This window comes from Sphingomonas sp. P4_G3 (assembly GCF_056401105.1).
This window is the reverse complement of sequence record NZ_JBFUJZ010000003.1, coordinates 382,545-402,132: the sequence shown is the minus strand read 5'-3', so window position 1 is coordinate 402,132 and position 19,588 is coordinate 382,545. Positions and strand designations below refer to the sequence as shown.

Genomic DNA, 19,588 nt, shown 5'->3' with positions numbered 1-19,588 from the left:
GAGAGCAGGGGAGACACGCGATGAAACCTGCCTGGTTGATCCTTGGAAGCGTGCTGGCGGCAAGTCCCGCCATGGCGCAGGACATCAAATTGAAGCCACTGATCGATGCGCGGTTGCGCTATGAAACTGTCGATCAGGCGGGGCTGCCGAAAGATGCGGAGGCGGCGACCATCCGCATCCGCAGCGGGGTGCAGGCGAGCAGCGGGCCGCTTTCCGCGATCGTCGAAATGCAGGGCACCCTTGCGCTGGTCGGCGACTATTATGACGGACTGCATGGCGCCGCCACGCGCCCGCTGATCGCCGACCCGCAGAATATCGCGCTGTACCGCGCGCAGCTCCAATATCGCACCAAAGCCGTCGCCCTGACCGTCGGCCGCCAGCGGATAGCGCTCGACGACGAGCGCTTCGTCGGTGCGGTGCCGTTTCGCCAGAACGGCCAGACCTTCGATGCCGCACGCTTCGAATGGACGGGCGTGAAAGGGCTGAAAGCCGACCTGACCTATGCCTGGCGGGTCAACACCGTCTGGGGAATCGACGGCGTGGGCGCGCGGCCGCGGTCGATCGGGGGCGACAATGTGCTGGGCAATTTGTCCTATGCCAGCCCGCTCGGCACGATCACCTGCTTCGCCTATCTGGTCGACCAGGACGAAGCCGCGGTGCAGGGGTTCCGCCTGTCGAGCCAGACCTATGGCGCGCGGCTGGCTGGCGCGCGCCCGCTCGGCAAGGGGGTCAAATTCTCTTACCAGCTGAGCTACGCGACCCAGTCCGATTATGACCGCAACCCCAATCGCTATCGCGCCGATTATTATCTGATCGACGGCGGACTCGATCTCCACGCGGTCAAGCTCGGCGCGGGGTATGAAGTGCTCGGCGCCGACAAGGGTGCCGCGCTCACGTCCTTCCAGACGCCGATCGCGACCGGCTTCAAGTTCCAGGGCTGGGCCGACAAGTTCCTGACGACGCCGCCCGATGGCGTCCGCGATCTCTATGGCAATCTCGGCTATGGCTGGAAACAGGCGGGGCCGTTCAAGGCATTGACGCTGCAGGCGGTCTATCACCGCTTCGCCAGCGACCGGCATAGCCGCCTCTATGGCGACGAGATCGACCTGCTCGCCAGCGCCAAGCTGGGCAAGACCAGCCTTTCCGCCCGCTACGCCGATTACCAGGCGGACGGCTTCGCCACCGATACCCGCAAATTCTGGCTGCAGCTCGATTGGAGCTTGTGATGGATTTCCTTGTTTCCGCGTCCAACCCTGACTCCGAGCCGGACGCGCCGTCCGGCTCGGAGTCGGGCCTTCCCCATCTGGTCGTCATCGGCAACGGCATGGCCGGATGCCGCGCGGTCGAGGAACTGATCGCTCGCGACGCCGGGCGTTACCGGGTGACGATCTTCGGCGCCGAACCGCGGGTGAACTACAACCGCATCATGCTGTCGCCGGTGCTGGCGGGCGAGAAGACGTTCGACGACATCGTGATCAACGACGCCGCCTGGTACGCGGATAACGGAATCGAGCTGGTCGCCGGCGATCCGGTGGCGGCGATCGACCGCGCCGACAAGACCGTAACCGCGCGATCGGGCCGGTCGGTGCGCTACGACAAATTGCTGATCGCGACCGGATCCGACCCGTTCATCATTCCGGTGCCGGGCAAGGAGCTGCCCGGCGTGATCACCTTCCGCGACATGGACGACGTCGATCATATGCTGGCGGCGGCCGATCGCGGCGGCAGCGCGGTGGTGATCGGCGGCGGGCTGCTGGGGCTGGAGGCGGCGCACGGCCTGTCGCTGCGCGGGATGAAGGTCACCGTGCTCCACTTGATGCCGACCCTGATGGAGCGCCAGCTCGACGAAGCGGCAGCCTGGCTGCTCAAATCGGCGCTGGAGGCGCGCGGCCAGACCGTCCTGACCGGCGCCGACACCGCCGAGATCCTGGGCGACGGCAAGGTCGAAGCGGTGCGGCTCAAGGACGGACGCGACATCCCTGCCGACCTGGTAGTGATGGCGGTCGGCATCCGACCCGCGGTCGGTTTGGCGCGCGCGGCCGGCCTGGCGGTGGGGCGCGGCATCCAGGTCGACGACCATATGGTCACCAGCGACCCCGACGTGCTCGCGGTCGGCGAATGCGTCGAGCATGACGGTCAGGTCTACGGGCTGGTGGCGCCGCTCTGGGATATGTGCCGGGCGCTGGCTGACGGACTGGTCGAGCGGCCGAGCGGCTATCGCGCCAGCGTCACCTCGACCAAGCTCAAGGTGGCCGGGCTCGACGTATTCTCGGCGGGTGATTTCGCCGGCGGTGAAGGATGCGAGGACATCGTGCTGCGCGATGCCAGCCGCGGCGTCTACAAACGCGTCGTGCTCAAGGACGACCGCGTGGTCGGCGCGGTGCTCTATGGCGATACCGCCGATGGCGGCTGGTATTTCGACCTGATGAAGCGAGGGGAGGATATCTCCACCACGCGCGACCTGTTGATCTTCGGCCAGGCCTTCGCCTCGGGAGGGGGGCAAGCGGACCCTAAGGCGGCCGTTGCGGCACTCTCCGACGGAGCGGAGATTTGCGGCTGCAACGGCGTCAACAAGGGTCAGGTCGTCTCCTGCATCGCCAAAGGTGCGCACAGCCTCGATGCGGTACGCTCGGGCTGCAAGGCAAGCGCGAGTTGCGGATCGTGTACCGGGCTGGTGGAGACCCTGCTCGCACTGACACTCGGCGAGGATGTCGAGGCGGGCCCGAAGACGATGTGCAAATGCACCAGCTTCGGCCATGACGACGTCCGGCGCGAGATCGTCGCGCAAGGCATGCGCTCGATCCCCGAGGTGATGCACAAGCTCCACTGGTCGACGCCGGATGGATGTTCGAGTTGCCGCCCGGCGCTCAATTACTATCTGCTCTGCGCCTGGCCCGGCGAGTATGAGGACGACCAGCAGAGCCGCTTCGTCAACGAACGCCTCCACGCCAACATCCAGAAGGACGGCACCTATTCGGTCGTCCCGCGCATGTGGGGCGGCATCACCAGCCCGCGCGAGCTGCGCGCGATCGCCGACGTGGTCGAGAAATACGACGCGCCGATGGTCAAGGTGACCGGCGGCCAGCGGCTCGACATTTTCGGGATCAAGAAAGAGGATTTGCCTGCGGTCTGGGCCGACCTCAACGCCGCCGGCATGGTCTCGGGCCATGCCTACGGCAAGGCGCTGCGCACGGTGAAGACCTGTGTCGGCTCTGAATGGTGCCGCTTCGGCACCCAGGATTCGACCGGGCTGGGCGTCAAGCTCGAGCGCGGTTTCTGGGGCAGCTGGATGCCGCACAAGTTCAAGATGGCGGTCTCCGGTTGTCCGCGGAACTGCGCCGAGGCGACGATCAAGGATTTCGGCGTGGTCTGCGTCGACTCGGGCTACGAACTCCATGTCGGCGGCAATGGCGGCATCCATGTCCGCGCGACCGATCTGTTGACCAAAGTCGCGAGCGAGGAAGAGGCGATCCACGTCGCCGCCGCCTTCGTCCAGCTCTACCGCGAGGAGGCGCGCTATCTCGAGCGCACCGCGCCGTGGATCGAGCGCGTCGGGCTGCAACATATCAAGGATCGCGTGGTCGAGGACGAAGCCGGCCGCGACGCGCTCGCCGAGCGCTTCTGGTATTCGCAGAAATTCAGCCAGGACGATCCCTGGGCCGAACGCGCCTCGGGCGCGGCGCGCGAACAACATGCGCATATGGCGCATTTTCAACCTTTGGCATTGGAGGTCGCGGAATGATCGGCGATTGGCTCGATATTGGCTGGCTCGATCAAATTCCGGTTCGCGGCAGCCGCACCGTCACCGTTTCGGGCGGCGAGGAAGTCGCGGTGTTCCGCACCGCCGACAATCGCGTCTTCGCGCTCGCCAATCGCTGTCCGCATAAAGGCGGACCGCTCAGCCAGGGCATCGTCCACGGCCACAGCGTCGCCTGTCCGCTGCACAATTGGCGGATCGCGCTCGCGACCGGCGAGGCGCAGGGCGAGGACAAAGGCTGCGCGCCGACGATCCCGGTCAAGGTCGATGCCGGCCGCGTGCTGCTGTGCCGCACCTCGACGCTGAAAGCCGCCGCCTGACATGGAAGCGGTCCGCACCACCTGCGCCTATTGCGGAGTGGGGTGCGGCGTCGTCGCGCGGCGGACCGGCGAGCGCAGCGTGGAGATTGCCGGCGACCCCGATCATCCCGCCAATGCCGGTCGGCTATGCTCGAAGGGCACGCATCTCGGCGAGACCGTCGGGCTGGAAGGGCGCCTGCTCCATCCGATGATCGGGGCCAAGCGCGTCGGCTGGGATCGCGCGCTTGACTTGGTCGCGCGGCGCTTTCGCGACACGATCGCGCGCCATGGGCCGAACAGCGTCGCTTTCTACGTCTCCGGCCAATTGCTGACCGAGGATTATTACGTCGCCAACAAGCTGATGAAGGGGTTCATCGGCTCGGGGAATATCGACACCAATTCGCGGTTGTGCATGTCGAGCGCGGTCGCCGGCCATGTCCGCGCGTTCGGCGAGGATGTGGTGCCGGCAAGCTATGCCGATCTCGACATGGCCGACCTGATCGTGCTGGTCGGGTCGAACACCGCCTGGTGCCATCCGATCGTCTATCAGCGGATCATGGCCGCGCGCGCCGCTCGCGGGACGAAGCTGGTGGTGATCGATCCGCGCCGCACCGAAACCGCGGCCGAGGCCGACCTCCATTTGGCGATCCGGCCGGGCAGCGACGTCGCGCTGATGAACGGGCTGCTCGCCTGGTGCCGCGACGCGGGGCTGATCGATCACGACTATCTCGCCGGGCATGTCAATGTTCCCGGCGATTTCTGGGACAAGCTTGGAGAGGGGAACGATCTGTGGTCGACGGCGCGGACGTGCGACGTCCAACCCGCCGACCTCAGACGTTTCTACGATCTGTTCGCCGCCAATCCGCGCACGGTGACGATGTTCAGCCAGGGTATCAACCAGTCGGTCAGCGGCACCGATCAGGTCAATGCCATCACCAACCTGCACCTCGCGACTGGCCGGATCGGCAGGCCCGGCGCGGCGCCGTTCTCGATCACTGGCCAGCCCAATGCGATGGGCGGGCGCGAAGTTGGCGGGCTCGCCTCGACGCTGGCGGCGCATATGGACTTCGCGCCTGACAATGTCGCGCGCGTCGGCCGTTTCTGGGCCGCGCCCAACATGGCGACCAAGCCCGGATTGAAGGCCGTCGACCTGTTCCGCGGCGTCGGCGAGGGACGGATCAAGGCGGTGTGGATCATGGCGACCAACCCCGCCGTCTCGATGCCCGATGCCGGCCAGGTGCGCGAGGCACTGGCTGGATGCCCGTTCGTCGTCGTGTCCGATGTCATCGCTGATACCGATACCAGCCGCTTCGCGCATGTCCGCCTGCCGGCGACGGCCTGGGGCGAGAAGGACGGCACGGTGACCAATTCCGAGCGCTGCATCAGCCGCCAGCGTCCGATCTTCGCGCCGCCGGGCGAGGCGCGGCCCGATTGGTGGATCGTCAAGGAAGTCGGCCGTCGCATGGGCTGGCGGTCGGCCTTCGCTTTCGACCGTCCGGTGGACGTGTGGCGCGAACATGTCCGGCTGAGCGCCTATCAGAATGACGGTGCGCGCCGCTTCCGCCTCGACCGCGCGACGCCGGGCAATAGTGATTATGAGACGATGGAGCCGTTCCGCTGGGGCGACGACGCCTTTGCCGATGGCGTCTATCCGACGCCGGACGGACGGGCGCGGCTGATCACCGTCACCCAGCGTTCCAGCGAGCGGCCGCTCGACCGCTGGCCGATGACGCTCAATACCGGGCGGTATCGCGACCAATGGCATACGATGACGCGCACCGGGCTCGCCCCCAAGCTCGCACGCCATCGCGAGGAGCCGTTGGTCGAGATCCATCCCGACGATGCCGCGCGGTTGGACATTGCCGATGGCGCCCTGGCCCGGGTGTCGACGCCGCGCGGCGAGAGCCTCTATCGCGTTGCCGTGACGGACGCGCAGCGGCTCGGCGAATTGTTCGTCCCGATCCATTGGACCGATCGCGGGTCGACCGGCGGACGCACCGGGCTGCTGCCGCGCCCGCTGGTCGATCCGCATTCGGGCCAGCCCGGCTTCAAGACGACGCCGGCGGCGATCGCGCCGGTGGCTACCGCGTGGCACGGCTTCCTGCTCATGCGCGGCGAGCCGGCCGCGATGCCGGACTGCCTGTGGGCCACCCGCGTCGCGGTGCCGCAAGGGACATTGTGGGAACTGGCCGGCGACGGCGACGCCGCGGCGATCGAGCGCCTCTTGCCGCAAGGCGACCGCATCGAAGCGTTCGATCCAGCCAAGGGATCGCGCCGCATTGCCGTCATCCGCGAGGAGCGGCTGGCGGCATTGCTGTTCGTCACGTCGGAGGGCGTGCTGCCATCGCGCGACTGGCTGATCGCGCAATTGGCGGCGCCCGCGGTCGCACCGACCCTGCTCGCCGGCCGCGCACCCGGGCCGAGCGTCGATCGCGGCCCGATCGTCTGCGTCTGTTTCGATATCGGCGCGCGCGCGATCACCGATGCGATCCGCGCGGATGGCCTGGCGGACGTTGCCGCCGTCGGCGCGGCGCTGCGCGCGGGAACCAATTGCGGATCGTGCCGCCCGGCGATCGCCGGATTGATCGCCGATCACGCCAATCGGGAGAGTGTCAATGTCGGTCGATGACTTTCCGCCAGGCAGCGTCTGGCTGGTCGGCGCGGGTCCCGGAGACCCCGATTTGCTGACGCGCAAGGCCGAGGCGCTGTTGCGCCGCGCCTCGGTCGTGTTCCACGACGCCCTGGTCGGACCTGGCGTGCTGGCTCTCATTCCCGACCATGTCCGGCTGGTCTCGGTCGGCAAAAGGTCCGGGCGCCATTCGCGCGACCAGGAGGCGATCAACCGCCTGCTGATCGAGGCGGCCGGCGACGGCGAGCGGGTCGTCCGCCTCAAGGGAGGCGATCCGACCCTGTTCGCGCGGTCCGCCGAGGAAATGGCCGCGCTCTCCGGCGAGGGGATCGCTGTTCGGATATGCCCCGGCATCACCGCGGCAAGCGCCGCCGCGGCATCGGCGGGACTGTCGTTGTCGCTGCGCGGCCAGGCGCGGCGGGTCGAATTCGTCACCGCGCACGCCGCGCCGGGCCGCCCGCTCGAGCTCGATTGGCGCCGGCTGGCCGATCCGCAAGCGACGATCGCTTTCTACATGGGGCGCGGCGCCGCGGCCGACATCAGCCGAAACCTGATCGCCGCCGGGCTTGCCGCGGCGACGCCCGTGATCGTGGCGTGCGATATCAGCCTGCCGGGAGAAACCAGGCTGCAGACCCGGCTCGACCTGCTGCCGTTCGCGGTCGCTGCAATCGCCGACGATCGCCCGACGCTGATCATCGTCGGGGAGGCCGTCGCGCCGCCTGGGATGGCGATGGCGCAGGTCGCCGGGACGAAAGCGGCCGACGCGCAACGTTAGAGCGTGATGACGTGAGGAGCGTCCCGCTTACCGCTTGGTCGTGCGATCCGGGACATAAGGCCGCCCGGCCTTGTCCGCTGCTGCCTTGGCCGGCGTATCGGGGAACAGGTCGTTCATCTTGGTCGGCAAATTGGGCTGGACGTACCATTGCGGCGGAAAATCGGCCGCGCGAGTGCCGTTCACGTCGCGGTTGACCAGCCCGCTACTGGTCTTCTCGGTATAGGGCACGACATGCTGCCCCCTGCTGTTGGAGAGTTGCTCGAACAGCGCGTGGCGCAGCACCAACTTGCGATCGAAATAGGCGGGATCGTCGACCAGATTGTTCATCTCGTCGGGATCTTTGGAGAGGTCGTACAGTTCCTCAATATCCCATACCCCCTGATACTGGATGTATTTCAGGCGATCGCGCTCGATGGCAAAGGTGGTCGGCGTTTGCGGGAAGGTCCATTCCCAATAATATTCATAGACGAAATCGCCGGGCTTCCAGTCGGCCGGTTTCACTTTGCCTTCGGCCAATGCGAGCCAGCTCTTTCCTTCCATCTGCTTCGGCTCGGCAAGATGGGCGACATCGAGGAAAGTTGGTGCCAGATCGAGGTTGCGCACCAGGGCAGGGTTGACCGCGCCGCGCGGCAGCATGCCCGGAGCATAAGCGATCATCGGGACGCGGACCGATGGCTCATAGGCATTGCGCTTGTCGATCAGGCCATGGTCGCCGATCAGGAAGCCATTGTCCGAATAGAAGACGATCATCGTGTTCCGTTCGAGGCCTGCCTTCTTGAGATAGGCGATGATTCGACCCAGGCTCTCATCGACCGGCGACAGCGTGCGGTAGATATCGCGCACCTGCTCGGTCAGCTTGCGATCGGTATGATACGGGAAGCCGGCGCCATGCCAGCTGTTGCGCTGGTTACGCACCCATATCGGCTTGCCGCGATTATTCTCGGGCGTGTTCGCCATGCTGGCCGGCAGCTTGATCTCGAGATTGCTATATTGCGTCTTGTAGCGATCCGGCGGCACCGCGTCCGAATGGACGGCCTTGTGGCTCAGATAGAGGAAGAACGGCTTGCTCGGATCGCGCCCCTTCTCCAGCCAGTCCATCGCATAATCGGTCAGCTCGTCGGTGATATAGCCCGTTCGCTTGACGACCTTTCCGTCGACATTCAGCGTCTGGCGCTCGCCCGCCGCGATCTGGGCTGGCGATAGCTGATCGGTCGGGAAATAGGTTCCCTGGCCCTTGAAGCTGACCCATTTGTCGAATCCCGGACGCGGCGCGTCGGTGTCGTTGCCCATATGCCACTTGCCGAAGAAGCCGGTCTGATACCCGGCCTGCTGCAGATAGGCGGGAAAGAAGATCAGGCCTTTTTCCGACGAATTGTTGTTGTCGATCACGCCGTGATTGCGCGCCGTTTGCCCGGTAAGGATCGTCGCGCGGCTTGGCGAGCATAAGGACGAGGTGACGACGGCATTGGGGAAATAGACCCCGTTCTTCGCCAGATAATCGATATTGGGAGTCCGCAGGCCAGGAGTGAGGAACCCCATCGCATCGAAGCGAAGATCATCGACCAGCACGAAGATGATGTTTTCGGGTTTCGCCGGTACGGGCCTTGCCGGCTTGGGTTTTCCCGCCGGAGATACCGTTGCGGGTCCTCGGGCGGACAGCGGAGAGAGCGCCAGGGTGCAGGCCCCCAGCGCGACGATGCTCAGGCGAAAGCGGCGACGGACGGTCATGGTCTGTCCTTTCTGCGTAGCACGCATCGAAAGCCGATATGACTGGTGGAGGAGTCGATCGCCTGGGCGTGCCGAGCCGCCGGGCGATAGCGCTGGCAGTAATTGGCGGCGCAAAGATGCGATCCGCCTTTCAGCACCTTGCGCCCGATCCGCACGTCCGGCGTGACCGGATCGCGGCTGTCGCGCTCGCGGCCGCCACGCGGATTGGCCGGAACGCAGCAGGCGTTGCCACGCTTCTTTTTCTCGATCGTCGGAAGCGCCCACCAGTCCGCGGTCCACTCCCAGACATTGCCGATCATGTCGAACAGTCCGTAGCCGTTGGGCGGATAGGTGCCGACCGGCGACGTGCGCTCCCATCCGTCGAGCAACTGGTTGGCAAAGGGAAAGGCACCTTGCCAGTAATTGGCGAGCATTCGGCCCTCGGGCGCCAGCTCGTCACCCCAGGCGAATTCGGTGCCGTCCAGGCCGCCGCGCGCGGCATATTCCCATTCCGCCTCGCTCGGGAGGCTTTTGCTGGCCCAGGCGGCATAAGCTTCCGCATCGCTATAAGCGACATGGACGACGGGGTGATCGGCCAGATCGTCGATCCCGCTGTCCGGTCCGAGCGGATGGCGCCAGTCCGCACCGAAGGCGAAGCGCCACCACAAGGAGAAATCCTGCAGGTCGACCGGTCCCGTGGTCGGCTCGAACACCAGCGACCCGGGTTGCGCCATCTCGATGGGCATGCCGGGATAGTCCGCCGGATCGGGAGCGATCTCGGCCAGCGTGCGATGACCGGTCGCGGCGACGAATTGGGCGAATTCGCGGTTGGTGACTGGCGCTTCATCGATCCAGAAGGGGTCGACGCGCACCAGGCGCACCGGCGCCTCTTCCGGGTAGAAACGCTGCGATCCCATCTTGAAGACGCCGCCGTCCAGATGACGCATGCCGGCGGTCGACGCGATGCTTTCACCTGTCGTGACGGACGCCGGTGTCACCATCGCAACTGCTCCTGACCGCAAAGGGCGTCGACCGGGCTGCGTCCGGTGAACCCCGCCTCGCCGACCAGCCGGCGAACCAACTCGCGCTGGTTGTCGGCCAGCGAACAATAAGCGTTGATATAGGTCGAGAAATTGGGCGCGTCGTAGAGATAATAAGGCTGGCCGAACGACACCAGCAGGGTCGGAACCTCGCGGTTGAACTGGGCCATCGCCTTGCGCGACCCGCCATGCAGTTTGGCCATGTCGAGGAAGATATGGCCAAGGCTCGGCGTCGCTTCCTGGCCGATCAGATAGACCAGCAAATCGGTGTCGGCCGGCGTCGGAAAGTGATCGCGATCGTACAGGCGCAATTCAAAGCCGCGCCGCTCCATCTCTTCGACGAACGGCGCGAAGCTGCGCTCGGGCGCGCCTGAGAAAAAGCTCCAGCCTCGCTCGGCGATCATCGTCACGCGCCGATGGCGTACAGGGTCGAGCGGCAGCAGCGCTTGCGTATCCTTGACCAGCGTCAGCCCCTCGCCAGCCGCCCGCCGCGCGGTGGCGAGATCGGCCGGCCGTCGCAGCCGCGCGCGGACCATATCGAGTGGTGGGAGCCGCTCCTCCACGGTGGCGCGGTGCAGGCCGAGCTTCGCCTTCAATGTCAGCATCCGGGTTACCGCTTCGTCGAGCCGGGCCTCGCTCAACCGGCCCTCCCGCAACCCCTTGAGCATCAGCGCCAGGTCGGATCGCGGGTCGCGGCTGAACAGGAACACATCGCAGCCATTCTCGATGACCGCCGGAACCGCCTCTTCGCGGTCCATCCAGCTGGTGAGCCCACCCATCGGGGTCGCGTCCGACACGATGAGTCCGCGAAAACCCAGGCCATCGCGTAACAATGTCTGGTTGAGCAGGCGCGAGACCGACGCCGGACGGAAAGCCTCGCGGCCCGCGTCGGGGATCAGCGACCGCACGAAGGCGGGCAGCGCGATGTGCGCCGACATCACCGTCATCACGCCATCGCCGATCAGCGAACGATAGATGCGCCCAAAACTGTCTTCCCACTCCGCGAGATCGAGCGGATTGACGGTGGTGGTAAGATGCTGGTCGCGGTCGTCGATCCCGTCGCCCGGCCAGTGCTTTGCGGTCGCGGCGATGCCATGCGCCTGCAACACCCGGACATAGGCCCGCGCCTGCGCGATGATCGTGTCCGTGTTCGCGCCGTAGGACCGCGTCCCCACCACGGCGTTGCGGAAAGCGCGATTGATGTCGACGACGGGCGTGAACGACCAATTGTAGCCGAGCGCGCGGCTCTCGCTCGCGACGATCGCGGCGATCTCCTCGGACAGCGTCAGATCGTCGCAGGCCGCGATCCCCATCTGGTTGGGAACGGGCGTGACGAACGGATAGCTGGTCGTGCCGCCTTCGATATCGCCCGAAAGGATCAACGGAACCTCCGCGCCGTCCAGCGCGTCGCGGGTCGCGCGCCACGCGGCGGCCAGATCGCCGGCCGGAAAGCGGTGGATGCCGCCGGGAGCGAGCGCGGAGAGCGCCGCGGTCTCCTCGGCGGTGTCTTCGCGGCTCGACAGCACGAAAAGCTGTGCGATACGCGCTTCGGTGTTCAGGCCGTCGCGGGTGCGTTCCACCCATTGCCGGTCCACCGGGAGAAGCGCGAGCGGATCCGGCATGGCGCCGGGCTGATCGGTCATGGGTGGCATGACCACGAGTTCGGGGGTCATTCGGTGCCCTCGATCGATTGCGTGGCCTTGAGCCCGTGCATGCCGAGCAGGAGAAAGGCCACCGCGAGCGGTGAGAAAACGGCGCAGGTGATGGCGATGGCCTCGGGCAGGCGCTGCGGATCGTGGAAGCCGTAATCGGTGATGAGCGCCACTACCATCGGCCCGAGAACGCCGCCGACGAGGTTGACCAGCAGCATGTAGCCGGCGGAGACGAGCGCTCGCATGCGATTGGGCGTAAGGTCCTGGAGCGCGGCGAGGCCGCCGCCGAGGTTGAAGCCCGCGAAGAAGTTCATTGCGCCGATCATCGCCAGGGCCAGCCACGGCGCCGCGACCAGCGGAAACCCGATCGTGAGCGGCACCAGCGCGACGAAGCCGGTCAACGCCACCAACAAATTACCCCGCGAGAAGCCGAGGCGATGCAGCCAGCTGGCGCAGAAGCCGCCGGCCAAGGCGCCGGTCGTCCCGCAGAAGAAGACGATCAATCCGTACCGCGCCCCGATCTCAGCGATCGTCCAACCGAACTTGCGCCCGAAAAAGGCGGGGATCCACGCGCCCGTGCCGTTGCCGACCAGGATCATCATCGCAAAGCCCAGGCCGATTCCGAAATAGGCCGCCTTGCGCGACAGGACATGGCTGAACAGCGTTGCAAGCGGCACCGAACCGGAATCCGACGTCAGCCCGCGGCGCGCGGGTTCGCGGATCGCCAATACCAACAGCGACAGGAGCAAGCCCGGCACACCCAGTGCGAGGAAGACGACGTGCCATCCCTTCACCGCGCCGATCACCGGGAGCGTGAACGAGCTTTCCGGCGGAAGCACGCCGGCGACCAGTCCGCCGATGAGCAATGCCAGCGCACCGCCGAGATAGACGCCCATCTGATAGACGCCCATCGCCGAGGCGAGCCGTTCGCGGGGAAAATAGTCGGACAGCAACGAATAAGCGGACGGGCTGAATCCCGCCTCGCCCGCGCCGACGCCGATGCGCGCCACGAACAAGGCGCCGAACGATCGAACGAGCCCGCACGCCGCGGTCGCCAGGCTCCACACGAAGATCGATGCCGCGATGATGTTGCGCCGGTTGGAGCGATCGGCCAGCCGTGCGACCGGAATGCCGACGCCGACATAGAAGAGCGTGAAGCTCAATCCATAGAGAAGGCTCATCGCCGTATCGGAGGCATGCAGATCCTGTTTGATCGGCTGCACAAGCAGCGCGAGCGCCTGACGGTCGACGAACGCCAGCGTGTTCGCCAGCATCAGCACGATCGCGACGAACCAGGCCGTTCGCTGCGGTGGCCAGACGTCCACGCTGGTCGACTCCTCGCCCATCAATCGGGCTGGGCCAGGCCGGGCGGCGTGAAGTCGCGGAAAACCGCCGGAACGCCTTTCTTGAATCCGGCGAAACGCGCGCGCGCGGCGGCGAAGCGCGCGCGCATGTCGGCAAGCACCTCGGGATAGCGATCGGCGACGCTGTAGCTTTCGCTGGAATCGGCGGCGATATCGTAGAGTTGGGGATATTTGGCGTCGGTCGAGATCAGGTGACCGCGATAATAATCGAACGCCACATATTTCCACCGCTGCGTACGGATGCCGACGAGATCCTCGTTGTTGAACAACAGCAATGCATCGTGCGGCGTCCGCGCCGCCGACCCGTCGAGAACCGGCGTGAGGTCGCGACCGTCGAGCTCGACCTGCGGCAACGATGCGCCGGCGAGCCTGCATAACGTCGGCAGGAAATCGATTCCCATGGCGATCGCATCGGTGCGGCGTCCGGCGGGAATCAGCCCGGGCGCCCAGGCGATCAGCGGAACGCGATAGCCGCCATCATAGCCGCCGCCGCCCTTGCGCTGGCGCAGACCTCCTGCCGAACCCTCGAACCAGGGACCGTTGTCCGACGTGAACAGGATCACCGTGTCGCGATCGAGCTTGCTCGCCTTGAGCTTGGCGACCAGCCGGCCGACGATATCGTCTATCTCCGCGACGACATCGCCATAGGAGCCGACCGCGGCGCGTCCCCGAAAGGCCTTGTTGGGATATTCCGGCAAATGGGGGGCGCTCAACGCCAGTTCGACGAAGAAGGGGCGGGACACGTTCCGCTCGATGAAGCGCTCGGCTTCGGCATAGAAACGTTGCTGCAATTGGGGCAGGTCTGGCTTCTCTTCGCGCACCGGCCCGTCGCCGTCGATCGTGTAGAGCGGCAGCGGCGCCATGTCGTGGCTGTAGGGAATACCGAAGAAGTAATCGAAGCCGTGCGCGATCGGGGTCCAATGGTCGCCGGTATGACCGAGATGCCATTTGCCGAACAGCCCGGAGACATAACCGGCAGGCTTGAGCGCCTGCGCGATCGTCACTTCGGATTGAGGCAAAACGCGCGTGTCGTTCTGCATGATGACCTGATAGCCAAGGCCGGCGCGGACCGGATAGCGTCCGGTCAGCAACCCGGCACGTGATGGCGTGCATACATTGGCGGGCGCGTAATAATCGGTGAAGGTGAGGCCTTGCGCGGCCAGCCGATTGAGGTTGGGCGTCGGGATACGGCGTCCACCCGTCGGCTCGATATCGCCATAACCAAGGTCATCGCAAAGGATGACGATGAAGTTGGGCGGCCGTTTGGAACCGCGCGCGCCCAGCGGGCCGGACAGGGCTTGGCTGGCCAGCAATGCCGCTGCCGACCCGAGAAGCTGACGACGATCCATCGCTTGGTTCCTTCAAAATCCCGCCGGTCATATCCTCAGAAATGCACCGCGAAGGTCGCCCCCACATAGCGGTCGGCATCCTTGTTGAAGGTCGCGACGATGTCTTTCGAATTCGTCGTCGTGGCGAGCAGCGAGTTGTGCGCGATGGTCGAATAGTAATTCTGATCGAACAGGTTCTTGGCGAACAATGTCAGGCTGAAGCGGCGGTCGCTGGTATAGGCGCCGATGCTGAGGTCGACGATCGTATAGGCCTTCTGGATGAGCAGCGGATCCTGCTCGATGGCGAAGCCTTGCTTGCTCTGATAGCTCACCGCCACCTGCGCGAAGCCGCCAAAGGCGCTGCCGACATCGAAATCGTAACGCGGCGCCACCGTGAACCGCCATTTGGGCGAGGCCGGCAAGGGCGCGTTGCGCAAATCCTGGCGCGGGCCCGAAACGGTCGTCACGCCGTTCACCGTCGTGCTGGCGCGATAACAGCTGTTGGTAGGGAAGTTGCCGGTGAGGGTCGGTGCCGCAGCCTGGAATTGTAACGGGCAATTCAGACCGTCGATGCTCACCGTCGAGTCGGTATAGGCCAGCGATGCCTGGATATCGAGTTTCGCCAGGGGATGCAGCGTGGCTTCCAGCTCGACGCCCTGGCTGCGCGATTTGCCGGCATTGGTCGAGATGAAGGAAATGACGCCGGTGATGGGGTCGCTGCGGTTGGCCTGCACCTGCAGGTTCGTATAATCCGCGCGATAGACGGCGAGCGCGAAACTGAGCAGCCCGTCTCCGGTCCGGCCCTTGAGGCCGATCTCATAGGCATTGACGTGCTCGGGCTTGAGGTCGGTCTGATGGGCGAAGTCGGTGCCGGCCTCCATATTGTAGCCGATGCCTTTGTACCCCCTGGTATAGGTCGCATAGGTCTGCAGGTTGCGGCTGAACTCATATTGCAGGCCGGCCTTGCCGGTCACCGCGGTGTCGCTGTCCCTGAGGGTTCCCGTCGAGACGGCGGCCACGCCCGGCAATAACGTGTCACCGGCGTTGGTGACGCCAAGCTGCGTGCCGAAATTGGTGCCCGTTTCATATTGGACGCGCAGCCCGCCGATCAGCTTGAGTCCGCCGACGACCCGATATTCCGCCTGGCCGAATGCCGCGATATTATCGGTCTTGAGGTCGGCGAAGCTCGACGAGGATTGATAGGTCGGCGCGGCGCAAGGCTGGCCGATCGTGCCGCTCGCGCAGACCGCGCGGCGGCGTGCGTAAGGCCTTTTCACCTCGCCATGGCTGTAAAAGGCGCCGACCACATAGGTGAAGTCGCGATTGCCGTTGGAGGCGATGCGAAGCTCCTGCGAGATCTGGTTCAGATCGACGATGCCCTGGTTGAAATTCCACGACGCGTAAGCGGATGGGCCGACATAGAGCACCGGGTTCGAATCGATGCGATCGACCGGCTGGTTCACCAGCAGGTGATATTTCTGATAGGCGGTGATCGACGTGATCGTGGCCGCGCCCAGATCCCAGTCGCCCTGCAGCGAGATTGTCGTCTGGCGGCTATTGGCCTTGTTGGGGGTATCCTCCGAGACCAGGCGATTGGTCGGAGAGGCTACCACCGGGGCTTCGAGCCGGGCGATCACCGGGTTGACCACGCTGATCGACGAATAGGTGCAACAGCTCGAATAGGTCTCGCGATAATCGGCGCCGAGCAGGAAGGTCAGATTGGGCGCCGCCTCCCATTCGATCTTGCCGCGTAGGCCCCAACTCTCCTGACCGTTGACATGGCGTTTCAGCGTGACGTTGTACGCCGGCCCCTGCACATTGTTGTAAAAGCCGCCGACGCGCACGCGTAGCGTGTCCGAGATCGGGCCGGACAGGGTGCCCTTGACGCGATATTCATTGTCCTCGGCGATCGTCACATCGCCCTTCGCTTCGAAAGTCGACGTGGGGCGGGCGGTCACGATGCTGAGCACGCCGGCGCTCGCATTCTTGCCGAACAGCGTACCTTGCGGTCCGCGCAGCACTTCGATGCGGTCGACGTCCGCGATGTCCGACAGAGACTGGGCGGCGCGCACCATCGGGACGCCGTCGACGACCACAGCGACCGACGATTCGACCCCCTGACCGAACAAGGCGGTGCCGACGCCGCGGATACGGAAGGTGGTGTTCGCCGGGTGGTTGCCCTGTTGGAAGGTGAGAGAGGGGACTGCCCGCGTCAGCGCCGTGGTGTCGTTGATCTGACGGCTGGCGAGCGTTTCCCCGCTGACCGCGGTTACCGCGAGCGGCACGTCCTGCAATCTTTCGCTCCGCTTTTGGGCGGTGACGATGATGTCGTTCGACGAATCCTGCGCGGACGCCTGGTCGTCGCTTGGCGCCGCGGGGCTCGCCGGGGTCGGGGTCGGCGCCGGTGCGGACTGCGCATGGGCGGGAAAGGCGCCGATGGCCAGCGAAATGGCGAGCGCGCCCGCCGCGCTGGAGAGGCGATAGAAGCTACGAAGATCGGCCATGTTGCGGCATCCTCCTTTTCCGATGCCGCCCATGTGTGACGGCCAAATTCGGGATGCTGGAGGCATGGCGCCCGCTATCCCCTCGGCTCTGATCTACGTCAGATGTAGCGCTACATGATCTGCGGTTTGAGGCGAGTCAACAACTTTGTGTAGCGCAACAAGTTGGTTTCTGAGAGGATGCGGATGTGGGTGACAAGGACAGATCTCGGAAATCGAGCAACGCGGTGACCATGCACACCGTCGCCGTTCGTGCGGGCGTATCGCCGATGTCCGTCTCCAACGTGATCAACGGACGCACCGTTCGGCCGGCAACGCGCGAGGCGGTATTGCGGGCGATCGAGGAGCTCGATTACACGCCGAATGTCGCCGCCCGCGCGCTGGCGAGCGCGACGATCACGCGCATCGGTTTATTGTATCACAGTGCCGAGAGCGCGTTCGTCAGTGCCTTGCTGGTGGGGGCGCTCGATGCCGCGTCGCGCTTCGGCGCGCAATTGCTGATCCGCCGGTTCGACGAGGCGCGTTCGCTCGCCGATATCCTGCTCGACATGGTCGCGGGCGGCGCCAACGCGCTCATCTTGCCGGCCCCGCATTGCGAGGCGATCAGTGGCACCGGCCTGGTCGAGCAACTGAAGGTACCGGTCATCGCGCTCTGTTCCGGCGACGAACTGCCCGACATGTCCTCGGTCCGCGTCGACGACGTTGCCGCGGCGCGCGACATGACCAACTATCTGATCGGCCTCGGCCATCGCCGCATCGGCTTCGTGCGCGGCGCGCAAAACCACGTCATCAGCAGGACGCGGTTCGAGGGCTATCGTCTCGCTTTGGCCGAGCATGGCGTGGACCTCGATCCCGACCTCGTCGTCGATGGGGATCTCACCTTCGATTCGGGTCTGGCGGCAACGGAGCAATTGCTGTCCTTGCGCGATCCGCCCACCGCGATTTTCGCGAGCAACGACGACATGGCGGCGGCGGTCGTTTCTGTCGCCCATCGTCGCGATATTCGCGTGCCTGATCAGCTTTCGATCGTGGGCTTCGACGACAGTCCGATTTCGCGCAAGATCTGGCCGGCCCTGACAACCATCCGACAGCCGATCGTGGACATGACGGCAATTGCCGTCGAATCGCTGATAGCGATGCTCGGCGATTCCCAGGCAAGACTGGCTCCGGCCATTTCCACGATTTATGCCGAACATTCGCTCGTGATCAGAGGGTCGAGCGGCGCTCCGGAACATCTCGGATGAGCGGTTGATTTGCGACCCGTGTCGCGGGGACCAGCATCGGAAGGACGGAAGTGATGGGCAGAATACGTTTCCGCACGAACCTGCCAATTAACGCCAGGCCATGGGAAAACTGGCGCACCCGACAGGATTCGAACCTGTGGCCTCTGCCTTCGGAGGGCAGCGCTCTATCCAGCTGAGCTACGGGTGCGAGCCGGGTGCGCCTAGCAAAGCATCGCCGGCCGCGCCAGCGATTCTATTTCGCGCCTATTTCGTGATGGTGACCGGCTGGAACTTGCCCAGGCCGCAACGCGGGCCGGGGCCGGCGCCACCCGATTGCAGCACGGTGATTGTGTCGACCGAGCATAATTGGTTGGTCGAGACCGAATAGGCGAACCGCTCCTCGAAGCCGAGGCTTGGGCAGGCATTGGGCAAGGTGTTGCGCAGGATCTTGCGGTTGTTCATCTCGAAATCGATCACGCTGTCGCTGCGGACATGCGTCTCGCGCACCTGGCTCAAATTGACGCAATCGACCGCGGGACCGGCGGGGGTCGCGGGCGGGACTTCCTTGTCCTTCGCGCTCAGCGGGGCGACGATCGCGGCGGCGGCGAGGGCGAACAGCAGCGGGCGCATTTGCTTCTACTCCAGTATCAGGCCGGGCGCGATTTGGGCGGCGGCGTCTTGGGCTTGAACGCACAAAGATCGGCAACGACGCATCGCCAGCATTCGGGCGTGCGCGCCTTGCAGACATATCGGCCGTGCAGGATTAACCAGTGATGAGCATGCAGCCGGAACGGCTGCGGCACGGCCTTGTCCAGCTTGAGTTCGACCGCCAGCGGGGTCTTGCCGCGCGCCAGGCCGGTGCGGTTGCCGACGCGGAAGATGTGGGTGTCGACCGCGAAGGTCTCGGCGCCGAACGCGACGTTCATCACGACATTGGCGGTCTTGCGCCCGACCCCGGGCAGTTTCTCGAGTTCGTCGCGATCGGCGGGGACTTCGCCCTGGTGATCGGCGATCAATTGCTCGGACAAGGCGATGACGTTCTTCGCCTTGGTGTTGAACAGCCCGATCGTCTTGATGTGCTCCTTGAGCTTCTCCTCGCCGAGCGCGACCATCTGCGCGGGGGTAAGGACCTCCTGGAAGAGCTTGCGCGTCGCCTTGTTGACCCCGACATCGGTCGCCTGCGCCGACAGCACGACCGCGACGAGCAATTGATAGGGATTGCCCGATTCGAGTTCGGTTTCGGGATGCGGATTGTCGGCGGCGAGGCGGCTGAAGAACTCGACCACGTCGGCCTTGTTCATGCGGCCCTCACC

The 19,588-nt window shown here is 65.3% G+C and carries 14 protein-coding genes and 1 tRNA gene; 6 read left to right on the top strand and 9 right to left on the bottom strand.

Annotated features, from left to right (window positions below; translation table 11 throughout):
• The first annotated feature begins 20 nt into the window (after positions 1 to 20).
• From AC1DQQ_RS09915 to cobA, 5 genes are read left to right on the top strand one after another with little or no spacing between them, the layout of a single operon-like run.
• Positions 21 to 1,226 (top strand): alginate export family protein, encoded by a 1,206-nt coding sequence (locus AC1DQQ_RS09915; protein WP_478045057.1) that lies wholly within the window; start codon positions 21 to 23, stop codon positions 1,224 to 1,226.
• Positions 1,226 to 3,742: a nitrite reductase large subunit NirB gene (gene nirB, locus AC1DQQ_RS09910; RefSeq protein ID WP_478030959.1), complete on the top strand. Its 2,517-nt coding sequence runs from the start codon at positions 1,226 to 1,228 to the stop codon at positions 3,740 to 3,742. Before AC1DQQ_RS09915 ends, nirB begins: the two co-directional genes overlap by 1 nt.
• The gene (gene nirD, locus AC1DQQ_RS09905; protein WP_174543173.1) at positions 3,739 to 4,077 is read left to right on the top strand and encodes a nitrite reductase small subunit NirD; all 339 of its coding nucleotides are present in this window, start codon (positions 3,739 to 3,741) and stop codon (positions 4,075 to 4,077) included. Before nirB ends, nirD begins: the two co-directional genes overlap by 4 nt.
• A gap of 1 nt (position 4,078) precedes the next feature.
• Entirely contained in the window at positions 4,079 to 6,685 is a 2,607-nt protein-coding gene (locus AC1DQQ_RS09900) for a molybdopterin-dependent oxidoreductase (protein WP_478045056.1), read from the top strand.
• On the top strand, positions 6,672 to 7,460 hold the full coding sequence (cobA, locus tag AC1DQQ_RS09895; RefSeq protein WP_478030956.1) for a uroporphyrinogen-III C-methyltransferase: 789 nt from the start codon (positions 6,672 to 6,674) through the stop codon (positions 7,458 to 7,460). The genes AC1DQQ_RS09900 and cobA overlap by 14 nt, the downstream gene beginning before the upstream one ends.
• A gap of 27 nt (positions 7,461 to 7,487) precedes the next feature.
• Here the strand turns inward: cobA and AC1DQQ_RS09890 are convergent, their stop codons facing one another.
• Genes AC1DQQ_RS09890 through AC1DQQ_RS09865 form a run of 6 tightly spaced genes read right to left on the bottom strand, consistent with a single transcriptional unit; the run spans position 7,488 to position 17,055 of the window.
• A complete protein-coding gene (locus tag AC1DQQ_RS09890) occupies positions 7,488 to 9,188 on the bottom strand; it encodes a sulfatase family protein (RefSeq protein ID WP_478030954.1) in 1,701 nt (566 codons plus the stop codon).
• Positions 9,185 to 10,114, bottom strand: a complete 930-nt coding sequence (locus AC1DQQ_RS09885; RefSeq protein ID WP_478045280.1) for a formylglycine-generating enzyme family protein — start codon at positions 10,112 to 10,114, stop codon at positions 9,185 to 9,187. The genes AC1DQQ_RS09890 and AC1DQQ_RS09885 overlap by 4 nt, the downstream gene beginning before the upstream one ends.
• A 47-nt stretch (positions 10,115 to 10,161) precedes the next feature.
• Positions 10,162 to 11,880: a glycoside hydrolase family 3 protein gene (locus AC1DQQ_RS09880; protein ID WP_478030953.1), complete on the bottom strand. Its 1,719-nt coding sequence runs from the start codon at positions 11,878 to 11,880 to the stop codon at positions 10,162 to 10,164.
• On the bottom strand, positions 11,877 to 13,184 hold the full coding sequence (locus AC1DQQ_RS09875) for a spinster family MFS transporter (RefSeq protein WP_478030951.1): 1,308 nt from the start codon (positions 13,182 to 13,184) through the stop codon (positions 11,877 to 11,879). The genes AC1DQQ_RS09880 and AC1DQQ_RS09875 overlap by 4 nt, the downstream gene beginning before the upstream one ends.
• Before the next feature lie 20 nt (positions 13,185 to 13,204).
• Positions 13,205 to 14,572 (bottom strand): sulfatase family protein, encoded by a 1,368-nt coding sequence (locus tag AC1DQQ_RS09870; RefSeq protein ID WP_478030949.1) that lies wholly within the window; start codon positions 14,570 to 14,572, stop codon positions 13,205 to 13,207.
• Positions 14,573 to 14,607: 35 nt separating this feature from the next.
• Positions 14,608 to 17,055 carry a TonB-dependent receptor gene (locus tag AC1DQQ_RS09865; protein ID WP_478045055.1) on the bottom strand — a complete coding sequence of 816 codons (2,448 nt, stop codon included), beginning with the start codon at positions 17,053 to 17,055 and terminating at the stop codon, positions 14,608 to 14,610.
• A gap of 230 nt (positions 17,056 to 17,285) precedes the next feature.
• On the opposite strand from AC1DQQ_RS09865, the gene AC1DQQ_RS09860 reads away from it, so the two are divergent.
• The gene (locus tag AC1DQQ_RS09860) at positions 17,286 to 18,296 is read left to right on the top strand and encodes a LacI family DNA-binding transcriptional regulator (RefSeq protein WP_478045279.1); all 1,011 of its coding nucleotides are present in this window, start codon (positions 17,286 to 17,288) and stop codon (positions 18,294 to 18,296) included.
• A gap of 110 nt (positions 18,297 to 18,406) precedes the next feature.
• Here the strand turns inward: AC1DQQ_RS09860 and AC1DQQ_RS09855 are convergent.
• The 3 genes from AC1DQQ_RS09855 to nth form a co-directional block, all read right to left on the bottom strand.
• Positions 18,407 to 18,483, bottom strand: a tRNA-Arg gene (locus AC1DQQ_RS09855).
• Positions 18,484 to 18,539: 56 nt separating this feature from the next.
• Positions 18,540 to 18,905: a hypothetical protein gene (locus AC1DQQ_RS09850; RefSeq protein ID WP_478042606.1), complete on the bottom strand. Its 366-nt coding sequence runs from the start codon at positions 18,903 to 18,905 to the stop codon at positions 18,540 to 18,542.
• Positions 18,906 to 18,922: 17 nt separating this feature from the next.
• Positions 18,923 to 19,576, bottom strand: coding sequence for an endonuclease III (gene nth, locus AC1DQQ_RS09845; protein WP_478042604.1), 654 nt, complete (start codon positions 19,574 to 19,576; stop codon positions 18,923 to 18,925).
• Positions 19,577 to 19,588 lie beyond the last annotated feature (12 nt).

Excerpts from the sequence above, each read along its gene's own strand:
- AC1DQQ_RS09915 (WP_478045057.1), top strand. The coding sequence starts at position 21 with ATGAAACCTGCCTGGTTGATCCTTGGAAGCGTGCTGGCGGCAAGTCCC.
- nirB (WP_478030959.1), top strand. The coding sequence starts at position 1,226 with ATGGATTTCCTTGTTTCCGCGTCCAACCCTGACTCCGAGCCGGACGCG.
- nirD (WP_174543173.1), top strand. The coding sequence starts at position 3,739 with ATGATCGGCGATTGGCTCGATATTGGCTGGCTCGATCAAATTCCGGTT.
- AC1DQQ_RS09900 (WP_478045056.1), top strand. The coding sequence starts at position 4,079 with ATGGAAGCGGTCCGCACCACCTGCGCCTATTGCGGAGTGGGGTGCGGC.
- cobA (WP_478030956.1), top strand. The coding sequence starts at position 6,672 with ATGTCGGTCGATGACTTTCCGCCAGGCAGCGTCTGGCTGGTCGGCGCG.
- AC1DQQ_RS09890 (WP_478030954.1), bottom strand. The coding sequence starts at position 9,188 with ATGACCGTCCGTCGCCGCTTTCGCCTGAGCATCGTCGCGCTGGGGGCC.
- AC1DQQ_RS09885 (WP_478045280.1), bottom strand. The coding sequence starts at position 10,114 with ATGCGTCATCTGGACGGCGGCGTCTTCAAGATGGGATCGCAGCGTTTC.
- AC1DQQ_RS09880 (WP_478030953.1), bottom strand. The coding sequence starts at position 11,880 with ATGACCCCCGAACTCGTGGTCATGCCACCCATGACCGATCAGCCCGGC.
- AC1DQQ_RS09870 (WP_478030949.1), bottom strand. The coding sequence starts at position 14,572 with ATGGATCGTCGTCAGCTTCTCGGGTCGGCAGCGGCATTGCTGGCCAGC.
- AC1DQQ_RS09865 (WP_478045055.1), bottom strand. The coding sequence starts at position 17,055 with ATGGCCGATCTTCGTAGCTTCTATCGCCTCTCCAGCGCGGCGGGCGCG.
- AC1DQQ_RS09860 (WP_478045279.1), top strand. The coding sequence starts at position 17,286 with ATGCACACCGTCGCCGTTCGTGCGGGCGTATCGCCGATGTCCGTCTCC.
- AC1DQQ_RS09850 (WP_478042606.1), bottom strand. The coding sequence starts at position 18,905 with ATGCGCCCGCTGCTGTTCGCCCTCGCCGCCGCCGCGATCGTCGCCCCG.
- nth (WP_478042604.1), bottom strand. The coding sequence starts at position 19,576 with ATGAACAAGGCCGACGTGGTCGAGTTCTTCAGCCGCCTCGCCGCCGAC.